Below are 16,239 nucleotides of genomic sequence, written 5' to 3' on the forward strand. Positions count from 1 at the left end.
TCCCATTCGGGAAGGGCCTTTTTTAATGGGCATTGCCGAAGCTCAGCGGCTGGCTACTCCGCCTCATCGAGGCGCTGCGCTACCATCTCCGAATTGCGGCGCTGGCGTTGCTTGCCTTTGGCCAGGTTGTCGGAGGCGGCGGGCAGCAGGGCCATGCTCTGCAAGTACGCCTGGGCCTGGGGCGTTTGCGCCAGCTTGCGGAAGTCGCGCAGCTGGGCCGGCGACAGCAGCTTCGCCAGCACCTGGTCGAGCTGCTGGGCTTCGGTGGCGGTCAGGCTGGGCGTATCGGCCGCGATACCGTTCACGGCCAATACGTTCAGGTAATTCACCTCCTGGTCGAGGTAGGTATGCAGCGACGTGGCTTGCTCGGGGGCGAGCTTCAGCTTGGCCTGGCACAGCTCCGCAAAATGGCCGGCGCTGGCTTGCGCGTTGGGGGCCGGCACCGCCCCCCGGCCAGCCTGCGCCAGGGCCGGGGTAGCCCACGCCGACGCACTTACTACCAAAGCCGCCAGCAACCGGCGGCACAGAACACTGCTCATATCTTTTAGGATTTTAGAGTGGGAATTAGGCTTGAACTAGCCGTGCGCGCAATAAGTTGCCCGCGCCCCACCCCTCCTCCAATAAGTACTACCGCAGCCCTTTCCACCGGGTAAAGCGGCCCGGCTACCGCTGGCGGGCCAGCACGCTGATACCGGGCTGCCAGCGGTTTTTTTAACCCACCCTGTAACCTCTGATTAGTGGTTTCCTGTTTAACGGGTCAACTACCTGTTTAGCCCGAATATTTATACCGCTCATTATGACTACCGAGTACGACGTGCTCATCATCGGCGCCGGCAGTGCCGGGCTGAGCGCGGCCCTTATCCTGGGGCGCTGCTGCCGCCGCGTGCTGCTGGCCGATGGCGGCCCCACCCGCAATGCCCCGTCGGGGGCCGTGCACAGTTTTTTCTCCCGCGATGGCATTCGGCCGGCCGCCCTGCTGCACCTAGGGCGCGAGCAGTTGGCCCCCTACCCCAGTGTGGAGGTGAAGGAGCTCAAGATAACGGCCCTTACCAAGCTAGCGCACGGCTTCCAGGCCACTGGCCAAACTGGCCAGGGCCACCCCGCCACCATCGTGGCGCGGCGGGTGCTGCTGGCCACGGGCGTCACCGACATCTTGCCGCCCTTGCCGGGCTTTCGCGAGCTGTGGGGTAGCAGCGTGCTGCACTGCCCCTACTGCCACGGCTACGAAGTGCGCGACCAGCCGCTGGCCGTGTACGGCCAGGGCAAGCCCGTGGTGGGCCTGGCCTTACTCATGAGCCGCTGGAGCGCCGACGTAGTCGTCGTTACCGATGGCCCCGGCCACCTCACCGATTACGCCCGGCAGCGGCTGCGCCGCCAGGGCATCGCGGTGCACGAAAACCCCATTGCGCGGCTGGTGGGCACGGTGCGCGGCGGCCTGCGCTGCGTCGAGTTTGCGGATGGCACCTACCTCGAGCGCAAGGCCCTGTTTCTGCACCCGCCGCAAGAGCAGCGCAGCTCCTTTGCCGCCGACCTAGGGGCGCACCTCACCAGCAAGGGCGCCGTGTGGGTCGATAAGCAGGGCCAAACCACGGTGCCCGGCCTCTACGCCGCCGGCGATATGGTGCCCGGTCAGCAGCAGGCGCTGCTGGCCGCAGCCAGCGGCAGCAAAGCCGCCATCTGCCTCAACGAAGCCTTAACCCGCACCGAAGTAACCTAGGCCGCGCGCCTAGTCGCGCACCAGCTTTTCGGTCATCACGAAGTTCTCGCCCTTCACCAGCACTAGGTACAGGCCTTTGGGCAGCTGGCTGATATCGAGGCGGCTAACCGACGTGTGCGCCGTAGTTTTCAGCGCCACGCGGCCACTCACGTCCTGGATGCACACGTCGTAGGTAGCGGCGTTGGCCTCAATCACCAGGTAGTTGGTAGCCGGGTTGGGGTAGAGCCGCACGGCGGGGCCGGCCTTGCCCGGCGTAGCGCTCAGCACGGTGCAGCGCTGGCTGAAAGCCCCGTCGAGGTAGGCGAGCCGCTTGGTGAGCCAGTTGCTCACGTAGGTCAGTTGCGTATTGTCGTAGCTGAAGCTGGGCCAAACGGCCTGCTCGCGCTGGTAGGCGCTGTTGGCTTGCAGGTACGCATTATTGGCCACGAACTTGGCCATGATGTGGTCGGGCGTGAGCAGGGTGGTCCGCAATTCGGCCCACCGACGCGCTAGCACGCCGCGAAAGCCCGCGGCCGAGCAGTCCTGGTTCAGGCGCTTATAAAAGCCGTTCGTCACGATGTCATCGGTCGTGTTGTCGTTCCGGCCCATCCAGTCGTTGCCAAATACGCCGTCCAAATCCCACGGCACGTAGAAGTACGGCTCACCCGCGTTGTACTTGGCAATGTACAAATTTTTACCATAATTATCAGTTGCCCGCAGCACATTCATAAAAATGTAGTAGTCAACGGCATTCTTCAAATTGAACTTGCTCGGGTACTGCTTCAAGAATTCAGCATCGGAGCTGGTTTCAACGAAGCTGACAAAGTCATATAAATTCGTCCAGTCCGTATATTCTTCCGGATGCTTGTATTCAAAACCGCCCCAAATCAGGCTCGTATTATCGATGGGTGGCAATGCCGTAAAAGTCACCGCCCCACCCCAATCGCTACCCTTATATAATTCTCCCTTAATTGAAGTAGTATACTTTTTTAATTTCAGTTGCTTTTTATCAATTCGTTCAGTCAAGGAATAAATTCCCTTGTATTCTTTATTCACGAACAGCTCTACATAAGACATGGCTATGCCATTCTTAGCATCCGGCTCCTTGTCTTTGTAGTACAGCTGGCTCATTTCCTGCCATAGCTCATTGGCTACTTTACTATTGGCCCGCAACGGCTCGTTATATAAAGCTTGCAGGTTCCACTTATTGTCATTGCGCATCCCTAGCAGCTTGACATCGCGGTTGCTGGCCCCGAGCGTATCGGCCCAGAAACTCAGTTCGTACGATTTCTTCGGGTAGTTCTGCGAATTGCCGCCCCGCACCTCGATACCTAGGTTAGCGGTAATAGTAGCCCCATTCGTTTCAGACATGGTGAACGTTGCATAAACGCTCGGGGCATCCACAATCGCGTGCTTCGTATTGATATGGATAATGGGTAGCTTCGAAAAATATACCGTATAAGTAGTATTCGCGTGCGCTACCGTACACGATTGCGCGGTACCTAGCGCCGGGCTACCCTCTACAAAGCTGTATTCTTTATCCAAGACAATTGCATTGGCATTTTTATCGCTGGCCGCCGCAATTTCCGCTACCGATTTATTGATTATTATTAAGTGATGCTGCTCATCTACGTGGTAGAAATTAGCAGCAATTACTAATGGGTTACCAGTATATGCATTGGCTAATTTTGCTACGGCATCAAGCTTGGGCCCGAGTAGAAAAAACAGGGAAACTATAGTACATTTGACAGTAAACAGGTGTTTCATATGTAGTAGTAGAAGTAATGAAGTACTGAGTATCGAAGGACTTTTATAAATTGGATAATTATTAAAACAAATGGCACTCTTAAACATTTAAAGAATACTGCAGTATCTTACACGACTTCAAAATTCGGTTCTAGGCAGGACTCTTACTAATGTATTTTACTGACATTGCTTAGTTTTCCGCATTTCATACACAAAGCGTAATGCATTATAGCTTTTATCCTATTTTAAGACAATTATTTTTAGCGCTTTGCCTAGTTGTATTGGCCGCGCCGAGCTACGGGCAGCGCTTCGCGGCCATTGGCGACTATGGCTTGGCGGGGCCGGCCGAGCGCGACGTGGCCGACCTGGTGAAGAGCTGGAACCCGGAGTTTATTATCACGCTGGGCGACAACAACTATGACTTTGGCGACTCGACCACCATCGACCGCAACATTGGCCAGTACTACCACGCCTACATCCACAAGTACCGGGGCCGCTACGGGCCAAGCGCCTCCACCAACCGCTTCTTTCCGTCGCTCGGCAACCACGACTACTACACGCGCAACGGCGAGGCCTACCGCGACTACTTTACGCTGCCCGGCAATGGGCGCTACTACGACTTTGTGCGGGGCGACGTGCACTTTTTTGCCCTCGACAGCGACCCCAACGAGCCCGATGGCATCAGCGCTGCATCAGTGCAGGCGAAGTGGCTGCGCACCGAGCTAGCCGCCTCCACCGCGCGCTGGAAAGTGGTGTATTTTCACCACGCGCCCTACTCGTCGGGGCCGCACGGCAGCACGGTGGCGTTGCAGTGGCCGTTCCGCGCCTGGGGCGCCTCGGTGGTGCTCACGGGCCACGACCACATCTACGAGCGTCTGCTGGTCGATGGCTTTCCGTACCTTATTAATGGCCTAGGGGGCCGCAGCATTCACCAGCGCAACCCCAAACTGCTGCCCGAAAGCCAGAAGCTGTTCAATGGCGACTACGGCGCCATGCTGCTCACGGCCACGGCCGATAGCCTGGCCATGCAGTTTTTTACCCGCAAGCAGGTGCTCGTCGATACCTACGTGCTGCACCGCACGCTCGACGCCGCGCCAAAGCTTTACCCCGCCAGCCCCAACCCGTTTCTGGACGTTACCACGCTGGAGTACTCGCTGCCCCGCCCCGCCGCGGTGCAGCTGCGGGTGCTCAATACCCTAGGGCAGGAAGTGGTGCGCTTGCAGCAGGGCCCCATGCCGGCGGGCTGGCACCGGCTGGCGTGGCAGCGCAATGGGCTGGCACCGGGCCTGTACTATGTGCAGCTGCTGGGGCCCGATTTTTCGCAGGTGACGCGGGTAGTAGCGTTGTAAAGCCCGACCGCCGCCACCCTAGGTAGCCAAAGGGCGCTAGCTGGCCAACCACTCGTAGGCGGCGGCCTCGTCCATAAAAGTGGCCAGCTGGCAATCGGCGTCGGCGGCCGAGACCATGGCCGCAACGGGCTGCTGCGCCCGCAGCGGCGACACCAAAAAGGCGAGGCGCGCCGCCCGCTCGTAGCGCCCGCGCAGCGCGGGCGCAAACTCGCGGCCGAACCAGGTATTCACCGCGGGCTCGATAACATCTTCGCGGCGGCGCAGGTCAAGCAGCCACTGGCCGCAGCGGGCCTCGTCGGCCGCGGCCCGGATGGCGAGGTAGCCGCTTTGCAGCTCGGCGGGCGTGACTTCGCGCTGCCAGCGGGCAATGACCAGCCCTAGGTCGGGGCGATACGCGAGGGTGAGGCCAGGAGCAAACATAGGCTGAACAATGGCGGGCAACGCGGCGCCTAGCTCGCAAGATAAGTCGCTGGCCGGCTTGGCAGGTCCTTACTTTTGCCTAGGTAGGCGGTTTATATTTTTTGCCTTCTGCTTTGTTGCCCATGAGCCCGACCACGCCGGACCCTACCCCGCACGACCCTTACGCGGCCCTGCGCATCCCCGATTTTCGCCGTTACATCACCGCCCGCGCCCTATTTTCGGTGGCCACCCAGATTCAGGGCGTCGTCGTGAGCTGGCAGATTTTTAAGCTCACCAACGACCCGTTGGCCCTCGGGCTCATTGGGTTAGCCGAAGCCATCCCGAGCATTACCGTCTCGCTCTACGCCGGGCACGTGGCCGACTCGGTGCGGCGCAAGCGCATAGTGGTGCCGGCGGTAATGGTGCTCTTTTTGTGCGCCGTCACGCTGTGGTGGCTCGCCCACCCGGCCCTGGCGGGTGTGCTGGCGGGCGGCCGCCTGCACCTCGATGCCCTGCACGCCACGGTGGTGTGGCCGCTGTACCTGGTCATTTTTGTGAGCGGCATTGCGCGGGGCTTCATGGGGCCGGCGCTGTTTTCGTTTATGCCGCAGCTGTTGCCCAACCGCGGCGTTTTGCCCAATGCCGTGACCTGGAGCTCGACCACCTGGCAGGCGTCGGCGGTGCTGGGGCCGGCCATCGGGGGGCTGCTGCTGCACCGCAGCGTCGAGTTTGCCTACGGCGTGGATATGGTAATGGAGGGCCTGGCGCTGCTGTTTTTTATCAGTATTGCCAGCCGCGAGCTGCCGCCCATCGAGGGCGAGCGCCTCACCCTGAGTGAGAGTATTCTGAGCGGTATCAAGTTCATTTTCAGCAATCAGCTGGTGCTAGCGGCGCTGTCGCTGGATATGTTTGCGGTGCTCTTTGGCGGCGCGGTGGCGCTGCTGCCCTTCTTCGCCGAGAACATCCTGCACGGCGGCCCCGACGCCTTTGGCTACCTGCGCGCCGCGCCGGCCGTGGGCTCGGTGCTGATGGCGGTGTTCCTCACCTTCTCGCCCCTCAAAAAAGGCGCGGGCCGCAAGATGCTGTGGGCCGTGGCGGGCTTCGGCGCCGCCACCGTGGCCTTCGCGCTCTCCACCAACTTTTACCTCTCGATGTTCCTGCTGTTCTTGACCGGCGTATTTGATTCCGTGTCCGTTATCGTGCGCCAAACGCTGGTGCACACCTACACGCCCGAGTACATGAAGGGCCGCGTGTCGGCCGTGAACAGCATCTTCATCGGCTCCAGCAACGAAATTGGGGCCTTCGAGAGCGGCACGGCGGCCAAGCTTATCGGCACGGTGCCGAGCGTCGTATTCGGCGGCCTCATGACCATGCTGGTCGTGGCCATCACGAGCTGGAAAGCCGACCAGCTACGCAAATTAGAAATGGGCGCGGGCAAGAAGTAGATTTTCAATGAGCAATTAACAAGTAGTAATGAGCAGCCCGAACAACTGGGCTGCTCATTACTACTTGTTAATTGCTCATTCTTTTCGACGACTCGCGCACCAGCAGCTTGGGCTTGAGCACCACGCTGCTGGCGGTGGCCGGGCGCCTAGGTTCGCGCTGAATCATTTGGAGCAGCAGGCGCACGGCGGTTTGGCCCATTTGGCCGCAGCACTGGTCCACGGTACTGAGTTGGGGCTCGGTGAGCTCGGTAAAAGCCTCGTTGCTAAAGCCCACCAGAGCCACGTCTTCGGGCACGCGGCGCTTGTGCTTTTTCAGCACTTGCAGGGCGCCCACCACGGCCAGGTCATTAGAGGAAAAAATGGCGTCGAAGGGCACGCCTAGCTTGAGGAGCTGGCGCGTGGCCTGGGTGCCGCCGCGCTGGTTCATATCGCAAAATACCGTCAGGGCCTCGTCGGGCACCAGGCCGTGTGCTTGCAGGGCGTCGAGGTAGCCCTGGTGGCGGTTCTTGTGGATGCCTAGGTGCTGCGGGCCGGCCAGGTGCGCGATGCGGCGGCAGCCCTGCGCCACGAGGTGCGTCACGGCCTGGTAGGCGCCCTGGTAGTCGTCGAGCACTACGGCCCGCACCTGCTCACCTTCGAAGCCCTCCACGGCCCGGTCGAAAAACACCAGCGGCACCTGCTGCGCCCGCACCTGCTCGAAGTGGCCAAAGTCTTGGGTAGTAGAGGCCACCGACACCAGCATACCTTCGACCTGCGCATTCATGAAGAGGTCGAGGTGCTGGCGCTCTTGGGCCACGTCTTCGTTCGACTGGCAGATGAGCACCTGGTAGCCCGCCTTGCTGGCCGCCACCGTGATGCCGTGCACCACCTCCGGAAAAAAATGCCCCTGGATGTGCGGCACCAGCACGCCCAGCATTTTGCTGCGGCCCCGGCGCAGCGCAGCGGCCAGCTGGTTGGGCTGGTAGTGCAGCTCGGCCGCCAGGGCGCGCACGCGCTCTTTGGTGGCTTCGCTTACGTCTTTATGGTTGGATAGTGCCCGCGAAATAGTAGATGGCGACAGCTGCAGCGTAGCCGCTAAGTCGGTGATAGATGCCCGGCGGTTAGCCATAAGATAGTAATAATAAGCAGAACAGCCACGTGCTCAGTCGATAATAAAGGGGGCGCCCGGGCCCGCCCGGGCCCGCCCGGGCCCGGCTGGCTAGCTATACGCAAGCTACTGGCAAGGATGGCAACTTGGCGCCCACGGCCGGCGCGCCAGCGTTTTTTTGGCGACCGGGTCAGTACCTTTCGAGTACTTTTTGGTTAAGAAAAGTAGTCTTCCTGGTATTTCCAAACCCCTCTGGTGGAACTAGCGCGCGATTTTGCTGAGTCAGACTATCTGCGCCGTCTCAAGCAAGACGACGAGCGGGCGTTTGACGCGCTTTTCCGGCACTACAGCGCCCTGGTTTACCGCTTTGCCTATAGCTACCTCAAGTCGCGCCCCGCGGCCGAAGAGATTGTGCAGGAGTGCTTTATCAAAATCTGGGAAAAGCGCGCTCAGCTCCGCGACGACGTGCCCTTGAAAGGCTACCTCTTCACCACCGCCCACCACGCCGTGCTGAATGAGCTGCGCCGCGACCAGCACCACCTGCGCCTGCATGGCCAAGTGGCCGCGGCCGCTGGCACGGCCAGCGTGGCCAACGAGGTCGAGTATCAGGAGATGGAGGCCCTCTACCAGGCCGCCCTCGAACATCTGCCGCCCAAGCAGCGCGAGGCCTTTTTACTGAGCCGGCAGCAGGGCCTCTCCTACCCCGAAATAGCCGAGCGCCAGGGCGTATCGGTCAAGACCGTGGAAGCCCACATGATGCAAGCGCTCAAAACGATGCGCTCGTATTTCCGGCTGCACGGCGGCGGTATCCTGGGCGTGCTGCTAACGCTCGCCGTGGGCAGCCGCTAGCATTCAGCGTAGCTTGGGCGCTGTGTGTCCGAGCTACTTTACCTGCCGAGCATTTTACTTCCTTATGACACGGAAACTTCTGCTGCTCCTTTCGCTAGCCCTAGGTGCCCAAACCGGCCGCGCCCAGACGCCAGCCCCAGCCACCACACTAGCGCCCAGTGACTTGAAGATAGTGTACTTCGGCTCGTCGGTGCCGTTTGGGCAGGGCGCCACCGGCAAGTATGGCTATACTGCCCGCTACAGCGCGCTGCTAACCCAGCGGGCCGCCGCGGGCCGCGGCGCGCCCTGGACCACGGCCAATATCAGCATTCCCGGCGACAACACGCTCAAAGTGCTGGAACGCTGGGAGCGCGACCTGCCGCCGCAGCAAGGCCGCTACGTGGTGTACGCCCTGGCCCTCGGCAACGAGGGCATCCACGGCGGCGGCCAGCCCAAGTTCGACCAGTTTAAGGCCAATATGCAGGTGCTTATCGAGAAAGCACGGGCGGCGGGGCTGGTGCCAGTGGTCACGAACAGCTACACCCGCAACGACTACACGGCCGAGGACTACGCCTTCATTCAGCAGATGAATCTGCTGCTGCACAGCTGGGCCGTGCCCACCGTAAACCTGCTCGGGGCCGTGGACGATGGCCACGGCCGCTGGGCCGCCGGCTACTTCGACGATGCGCTGCACCCCAACGACCGTGGCCACGCCGAACTCTTTCACGCCTGGGTGCCCTCACTCTTCGACGCCCTGCGGGCCGGCAAACCGCTACCACGGCATCAGGCCACGGCCGGCGTGCCGCTGCCGGGGGCCGCGCTGCGCTTCGTGCCCGAGGCGCTAGTGCACCCGTTCACGCAGGTCATCAGCTTCCGCGCCAAGGCCGCGGGCACCTTGCTGACCCTGCAAGACAGCACCAGCACGGGCCAGCTCAGCCTAGGTGCCCAGGGCCAACTCACCTACACCTCGGCCAAAACGGGACAGCTCACCAGCCCCGCCCGCGTGGCCGACAACCAGTGGCACCAGGCGACCCTAACCCACTACTTTGCCCGAGCCGAAACCCTGCTCTACCTCGATGGCAAGCTGGTGGGCAGCCTTCCCGAGCAGCTGCGCACGCGCCAACTCACCCTAGGGGGCCGCCAAGCCCCGGCCGGCGCGCAGTACCGCAACTGGCTCTTTTACCGCGCGGGCATGACCGCCGCCGAGGTGCGCGCCCTGGCCGCCGATTCGCTACTCAAGTCGAGCCTGGAGCTATACGCTCCCCTTGATGGCCGCCAAGTTGCCCCTAATATGTTTGCCAACCTGGCTCAGAGCACCAACGTGCTTTTGCGAATACCTAGCCCGGCCTTTGGCCCAGCACGCCGCACCGGGGCCCAGCGCTTGGCACCAGCCAAGGCTAGCAAATAGCGGAGACCGGGACTACGACGCAAATAAGACGAATTTTCAATTCGCTGTTGCTAAAACGATTAAGAAATTTTTAACTTTTTTCTGGGTTCCGACTAAGGGTGCGGGGCAGGTGGCAGTGTAGTACTGCAAACGATTGTGGTGCTAGGGCGCGGCCCTAGGTGAGCAAAAGGTCTGGCTGCATCGTGCAGCGCTACTTACTAGCTCACTCACTGCTTCATCGACCTGCCTATGAGCCCAGCTATTACCCAAGAGTTATTCACGGCCTATGTGCAGGGCACGGCTTCGGCCGCGGAGGCGGCTACCGTGCGCGCCTGGCTGGCCCAGCCCGCCAACCAGCTGCTGGCGCAGTACTGGATGGGCCTGCACTGGGAAGAGCTAGCGGCCCAGCCCGCCGCCCCTAGTGCCGACGCCCCCGACTACGAAGCCCTGCTAACCCGCCTGCACCGGCAGCTGGACCTAGGCCAGGCACCCCGCCTGCCTGTGGCCACGGCGGCCCCGACCTGGCGGCGCTGGGCCGCCGCCGCCGCGGTGGCCGGCACCGTGCTGGGCGGCGGTAGCTGGTGGCTATACAGCCAGCGCCCGGCTCCGGCCCAGCAAGTGGCCACGGCCTACGGCCAAACCCGCACCGTGCAGCTGCCCGACGGCTCCAGCGTGATGCTGAATGGCCACTCGACGCTACGCTACCCGGCGGCCTGGGCCACGGGCAAGCCCCGCGAGGTGTGGCTCGATGGCGAAGGCTATTTCTCGGTGCAGCACCAAGCCGACAACCAGCGCTTTGTAGTGCACACTACGGCGGGCTTCAACGTGGAAGTCCTGGGTACCAAATTCACCGTGTCGCGCCGCCGCGACCAGGGGCGGGTGGTGCTGCTCTCGGGCAAGGTGCGGGTAAGCTTTGACGACCGCCAGCACCCCGACGTGCTGCTGAAGCCCGGCGAGCTGGTCGAAACTCGCGAAATCAAGCCCGCCCAGCCCGTCGTGACGGCCTACCGCACGGTGCACACGGCCCCCTACGCCAGCTGGAAAGATGCCCAGCTGGTACTCGACGAAACGACCATCGCGGAGCTAGCCGCTCGCCTGCAAGACACCTACGGCCTCGAAGTAGTAGTGGCCACGCCCGAGCTGAACCGGCGCCGCGTGACGGGCACCGTGCCCGTGCGCGACCTCGCCGTGCTGCTGCAATCCTTAGAAGAAACCTTCCACCTGCAAGCGCTCAGGCAAGGCAACCGCCTGACCCTGACCGAGCAGCCTACTAAATAATTCTCTTTTACCCACCCTCTTATGAACAAACCCCTTACCTACCTGGGGTGGCCAGTGGCGCGCCCCGCGTGCCTGGCTGCTAGCGTAGCGGTGCTTCAGCTGCTGAACACCCCCGCCCACGCCCAATTTATGGCCGTGAACTCGGTGCGCCAGAGCGAGCCCAGCGCCCTACCCGCCGACGCGAAGTCGGTGCCCCTCAAGTCGCTGCTCAAGCAGTGGGAGAGCGAGTACAACGCCACTATTTTCTACGAAAGCAACGTAGTGGACAACAAGCGCGTGGTGCCGCAACCCAGCGCCGGCTCGCTAGCCGAGAAGCTGGCCGCCGTGCTGCCGCAGGTATCGCTCCAGTTTAAGGAGCTGCGCGACAACTACTTCGTGGTAACCAGCCGGCCCGAAACGGCCCCTAGGGCCGCCACCCAGGCCCCGCAAAACGTGCCCGTGTCGGGCCGCGTGACCGACCCCAAGGGCGAGCCCCTGCCCGGCGTGACGGTGCTGGTGAAAGGCACCACCAACGGCACCTCGACCGGCGCCGATGGCAGCTTCTCGCTGAGCGTGCCGGAGAACAGTACACTGACCTTTAGTTCGGTAGGTTTTAAAACCCAGGAATTGGCCGTAACGGGCGAAACGAGCACCATCGTTATCCGCCTCAGCGACGACCAGCAGGCGCTGAACGAGGTGGTGGTAGTGGGCTACGGCACCCAGACCCGTCAGGACCTGTCGACTTCGGTGGCCTCGGTGGGCAGCCAGGCGCTGGCGCGGCAGCCGGTGTCGGGCTTCGACCAGGCTTTGCAGGGCCAGGCGGCCGGCGTGCAGGTGACGCCGCCCTCGGGCGCGCCGGGCGCGGGCATCGAGATTCGGGTGCGCGGCGCGGCCACGCTTAGCCTCAACGCCTCGCCGCTGTACGTGGTGGACGGCGTGCCGATTATTCCGGAGTACCAGCAGGAGCTGACCAACAACAACCAGCGTCTCAACCCACTCAACTCTATCAACCCCAACGACATCGAGAGCATCGACGTGCTCAAGGACGGGGCCGCCGCCGCCATCTACGGCGTGCGCGCCGCCAACGGGGTGGTGGTGATTACGACCAAGCACGGTAAGGCGGGCCAGGCCCAAATTGGCCTCACTGCCTACGTGGGTCGCCAGTACTTGCGCAAGAAGCTCGACGTGCTCAACGCCAGCCAGTTTGCGCAGCAGTACAACGACGTGCTGGCGGGCGGGGGCCTAGCTCCGGCCTTCGGCGATGTTGCTAATCCTGTCAACGTTAACCCGAACTACCCCAACGACCGCGGCCCTTACAACACCGACTGGCAGGACGAGCTGTACCGCCCGGCCACCTTGCAGAACTATCAGCTCAATGCCAGCGGCGGCACCGATAAAACCCGCTACTACGTGGGCGGCGGCTACTTCAAGCAGGATGGCATCAGCCTGAACTCGGGCTTCGACCGCTACAACTTCAAGATTAACCTCGACCAAACCATCAGCCAGCGGCTGCGGGTGGGCCTGAACCTAAACCTGAGCCGCACCCACACCAACGGCAGCACGCGCTCAGAGTCGGGCATCGGCAACTCGGGCACGGTGCTGGGGGCGCTCACCCAGATTCCGACCATTCCGGTGCGCTTTGCCGATGGTTCGTACGGCACCAACCCGTTCCAGAACTATGACAACCCGATTGGTAACATCCTGGAAAGCACCAACCAAGCGGTAGTGTACCAGACGGTGGGCAACGTGTACGCCGAGTTTGATATTCTGAAAAACCTGAAGCTGCGCTCGTCCCTAGGTATCGATTTCCGCAGCCAGAACGAGAACCAGTTCACCAGCCGCAACTACCCCGGCACCGGCACTTCTGACCCCACTACGCGCGGCAGCGCCCGGTCGGCCAGCAACTTCCAGGTTATCTGGCTCAATGAAAACACGCTGACCTGGAACCCCACCCTCAGCGACAAGCACCACCTGACGGTGCTGGCCGGCGAGTCGCAGCAGGCCAGCAACCGCAATACCAACGGGGCCGAAGTGCGCGGCTTCCCGACCAACGCCGTGCCCTACCTGAGCGCGGGCACCTCGGTGGTCGGCATTCCGTTTAGCTACGCCGATTCGTGGGCGCTGATGAGCTTCTTTGGGCGGGCCAACTACGATTACGACGGCCGCTACCTGCTGCAAGTGAGCTTGCGGGCCGACGGCACCAGCCGCTTTATCGATAAGTATCAGTTTGGTTACTTCCCGGCCGTGAGCGCGGCGTGGCGCGTGTCGAAGGAAAGCTTCTTTCCGCAGACCGGCGTCATCTCGGACCTGAAAGTTCGTGCCAGCTTCGGCGCCAACGGCAACCAGGAGATTTACACCTACCAGCGCTTTTCGCAGTACGGCGTGGGCTCGAACTACCAGGGCACCGGCAACTCCATTTCGGGCGGCATCACGCAGACCCAGATTGGCAACAACGACCTGCGCTGGGAACGCACCTACCAGTACAACGGGGGCCTGGATTTGAGCTTGCTCAACAACCGCCTCAACTTCACGTTTGACATTTACAGCAAGCAAACCCGCGACCTGCTGTTGAGCGTGCCGCTGCCCACCAGCGCGGGCATCGACGCGCTGAACGTGACGCAAAACGTGGGCAGCATCGAGAACCGAGGCATTGAAATCGGCTTGACCACGACCAACGTGGTGGCCAAGGACAATGGCTTTGGCTGGTCGACGAACTTCAACATCTCGGGCAACCGCAACAAGATTCTGGACCTAGGCCAGCAAGTGGGCAACGGGGGTGAGAGCGAGTCGCGCTTTATCATCAACGGCAGCAGCATTTCGCAGGTGGGCTCGCCGCTGGGCGCGTTCTACGGCTGGGTGTATCAAGGCATTGTGCAGAGCGATGCCATTGGGGCCACCCTGCCCAAGCAAAACGGCCAAACCGTGCGGGGCGGCGATGTGCAGTTTGCGGATATCAGTGGCCCTAACGGGTTGCCCGATGGCGTTATCAACGACAACGACCGCCGGGTAATCGGCAACCCCAACCCCAAAGCCTTTGCGGGCGTGACCAACAACTTCTCGTACAAAGGCCTGGACCTGAGTGTGTTCTTCCAGGGCGTATTTGGCAACCAGATTTACAACGGCACCCGCCAGGCGCTGGAGTCGCAGTCGGACCCGCTGAACCAGAGCGTGAGCGTGCTCAACCACTGGACGCCCACCAACACTGACACCAACATCCCGCGCCCGGTGCGCTTCGACCCCACCGGCAACAACCGCTTCTCGGCCCGCTGGCTCGAAGATGGCTCCTACGTGCGCCTCAAAAACGTGACGCTGGCCTACAACTTCCCCACCACCCTGAGCAAGCGCGCTGCCATCCAAACCCTGCGCCTCTACGTGACGGCCCAGAACCTGATAACCTGGACCGACTACAAGGGCTACGACCCCGATGTGAGCGCCAACTTCAACTCGACCACTGGCCTCGGCAACGACTTTGGCGTGTATCCGCAAACCCGCACCTACACGGTCGGCATCAACGCTACTTTCTAGTAACCAGCTAGTTCTTGAATTCCCATGAAAAAGATACTTATCCCGGCGCTCGGTGCGCTGACGCTGCTGGCTGGTTGCAAAGACTTCCTGGACCGCCAGCCCCTAGGTACCATTGCGCCCGCCAACTTCTTCCAAAGCGCCGATGATGCCGAGGCCAGCCTCACTTCGTGCTACGACGCCCTACAGGGCAGCGGCGCCTACGGCCAGGACCTGATAACGATGGGCGAGATGCCCAGCGACAACTGCACCACGGCCAACGGCGACGTGAACGCGCTCGAAAAAATCATCTGGACGCCCAACACCAGCCAGGTCTACAACGTGTACCGCCAGGCCTACACCGGCGTAAACCGGGCCAACGTAGTGCTGAAATACGTGCCCACCATTACGATGGACACGGTCCGCCGCAGCCAGATTTTGGGTGAAGCCCGCTTCGTGCGTGCCCTCAACTATTTTAACCTAGTGCGGGCCTACGGCGGCGTGCCGCTGCGCCTGCAACCCAGCGAAAGCGGCGCCTCGGCCGACATCAACCTGGCCCGCGCCACGGCCGACCAGATATACGACCAAGTAATAGCCGACTTGCAGAGCGCGACCCAGCGGATGCCCGCCAGCAACACCAACCGGGCCGGCCGCAACGCCGCCTACGCCCTGCTGGCCCGCGTGCAGCTCACGCGCCGCAACTGGGCCGCGGCCCAAGCGGCCGCCCAAGCCGTGACGGGTGCCGCGCTGAGCGCTTCTTTCAAAGGGCTGTATCCGGCCGAGAATAAGGGTAGCGAGTCGCTGTTCGAGATTCAATTTGCCGGCAACCCCGACGGGGGCAACGGTATTCCGGACCTGATTTTGCCCTCGCCGCCGGCTTCCTATTCGTTTCCGAAGTACAACATTCCGACGGCCGAGCTTATCAGCTACGCCGACACCGTGAACGACCGACGCTGGGCCTACATCGGCCGCACCAACGCGGGCCGCGACCACGCTAGCTACGTCGATGGCGGCCGCGGCAACGGCAACGACCGCGGGCCGTTCGTGTACAAGTGGACCAGCAGCGGCAACTTCTTCAACTCGGTAGATAACACCTACGTGCTGCGCTACGCCGAGGTGCTGCTGACCCAGGCCGAAGCCATTAATGAGCAAACCGGCCCCAGCGCCACCGCCCTGGCCCCGCTGAACCTGGTGCGCCAGCGCGCCGGCCTAGCGGCCCTCACCCTAGCCTCGACCCAGGCCCTGACCAAGCAGGCCCTGCGCAACGAAATTGACCGCCAGCGCCGCCTAGAGTTGGCCTTCGAAGGCGAGCGCTGGTTTGACTTGCTGCGCTACGCCCGCCACACCCAGGCCGATGCCTCGGCTACGCACAGCGTGACGGCCCTGACCCTCATTCAGCAAATGACGGGGGCGGCCAATACCAACTACCTTATTTTCCCGATTCCGCAGGGCGAGCTTAACACCAACCCGCTGGCTACGCAAAACCCGGGTTACTAGGAATTAGCGGTTAACCGCTGCTGAAAAAAGCTATCGTTTCGGGGTCC

The 16,239-nt window shown here is 62.1% G+C and carries 12 protein-coding genes; 8 read left to right on the forward strand and 4 right to left on the reverse strand.

Annotation, left to right across the window (positions count from 1 at the left end; translation table 11 throughout):
* Positions 1 to 53: 53 nt before the first annotated feature.
* Positions 54 to 539: a hypothetical protein gene (locus ACFSDX_RS14560; RefSeq protein WP_382314754.1), complete on the reverse strand. Its 486-nt coding sequence runs from the start codon at positions 537 to 539 to the stop codon at positions 54 to 56.
* Between the two features lie 257 nt (positions 540 to 796).
* Here ACFSDX_RS14560 and ACFSDX_RS14565 point away from each other — a divergent pair, with 257 nt between their 5' ends.
* A complete protein-coding gene (locus ACFSDX_RS14565; RefSeq protein ID WP_382314755.1) occupies positions 797 to 1,717 on the forward strand; it encodes an NAD(P)/FAD-dependent oxidoreductase in 921 nt (306 codons plus the stop codon).
* Positions 1,718 to 1,726: 9 nt separating this feature from the next.
* Here the strand turns inward: ACFSDX_RS14565 and ACFSDX_RS14570 are convergent, their stop codons facing one another.
* Positions 1,727 to 3,067 (reverse strand): CotH family protein, encoded by a 1,341-nt coding sequence (locus ACFSDX_RS14570; protein ID WP_382314757.1) that lies wholly within the window; start codon positions 3,065 to 3,067, stop codon positions 1,727 to 1,729.
* A gap of 656 nt (positions 3,068 to 3,723) precedes the next feature.
* Between ACFSDX_RS14570 and ACFSDX_RS14575 the strand changes: the two genes are divergently transcribed.
* A complete protein-coding gene (locus ACFSDX_RS14575) occupies positions 3,724 to 4,791 on the forward strand; it encodes a metallophosphoesterase (protein WP_382314759.1) in 1,068 nt (355 codons plus the stop codon).
* A gap of 36 nt (positions 4,792 to 4,827) precedes the next feature.
* On the opposite strand, the gene ACFSDX_RS14580 is transcribed toward ACFSDX_RS14575, so the two are convergent.
* A complete protein-coding gene (locus ACFSDX_RS14580; RefSeq protein WP_382314761.1) occupies positions 4,828 to 5,211 on the reverse strand; it encodes a hypothetical protein in 384 nt (127 codons plus the stop codon).
* A 122-nt stretch (positions 5,212 to 5,333) separates the two neighbouring features.
* Here ACFSDX_RS14580 and ACFSDX_RS14585 point away from each other — a divergent pair, with 122 nt between their 5' ends.
* Positions 5,334 to 6,635, forward strand: coding sequence for an MFS transporter (locus tag ACFSDX_RS14585; RefSeq protein WP_382314763.1), 1,302 nt, complete (start codon positions 5,334 to 5,336; stop codon positions 6,633 to 6,635).
* A gap of 67 nt (positions 6,636 to 6,702) precedes the next feature.
* Here ACFSDX_RS14585 and ACFSDX_RS14590 read toward each other — a convergent pair whose 3' ends face one another.
* Positions 6,703 to 7,743, reverse strand: a complete 1,041-nt coding sequence (locus ACFSDX_RS14590) for a LacI family DNA-binding transcriptional regulator (protein ID WP_382314765.1) — start codon at positions 7,741 to 7,743, stop codon at positions 6,703 to 6,705.
* A gap of 234 nt (positions 7,744 to 7,977) precedes the next feature.
* Between ACFSDX_RS14590 and ACFSDX_RS14595 the strand changes: the two genes are divergently transcribed.
* From ACFSDX_RS14595 to ACFSDX_RS14615, 5 genes are all read left to right on the forward strand, one after another.
* Positions 7,978 to 8,571 (forward strand): RNA polymerase sigma-70 factor, encoded by a 594-nt coding sequence (locus ACFSDX_RS14595; protein ID WP_382314767.1) that lies wholly within the window; start codon positions 7,978 to 7,980, stop codon positions 8,569 to 8,571.
* A gap of 64 nt (positions 8,572 to 8,635) precedes the next feature.
* On the forward strand, positions 8,636 to 9,958 hold the full coding sequence (locus tag ACFSDX_RS14600) for a GDSL-type esterase/lipase family protein (RefSeq protein WP_382314769.1): 1,323 nt from the start codon (positions 8,636 to 8,638) through the stop codon (positions 9,956 to 9,958).
* Between the two features lie 228 nt (positions 9,959 to 10,186).
* Entirely contained in the window at positions 10,187 to 11,215 is a 1,029-nt protein-coding gene (locus ACFSDX_RS14605) for a FecR domain-containing protein (RefSeq protein ID WP_382314771.1), read from the forward strand.
* A gap of 21 nt (positions 11,216 to 11,236) precedes the next feature.
* Positions 11,237 to 14,719, forward strand: coding sequence for a SusC/RagA family TonB-linked outer membrane protein (locus tag ACFSDX_RS14610; protein ID WP_382314773.1), 3,483 nt, complete (start codon positions 11,237 to 11,239; stop codon positions 14,717 to 14,719).
* A gap of 24 nt (positions 14,720 to 14,743) precedes the next feature.
* Entirely contained in the window at positions 14,744 to 16,192 is a 1,449-nt protein-coding gene (locus tag ACFSDX_RS14615; protein WP_382314775.1) for a RagB/SusD family nutrient uptake outer membrane protein, read from the forward strand.
* Positions 16,193 to 16,239: the final 47 nt, after the last annotated feature.

It is taken from the genome of Hymenobacter bucti (assembly GCF_042681145.1).
Lineage (GTDB): Bacteria > Bacteroidota > Bacteroidia > Cytophagales > Hymenobacteraceae > Hymenobacter > Hymenobacter bucti.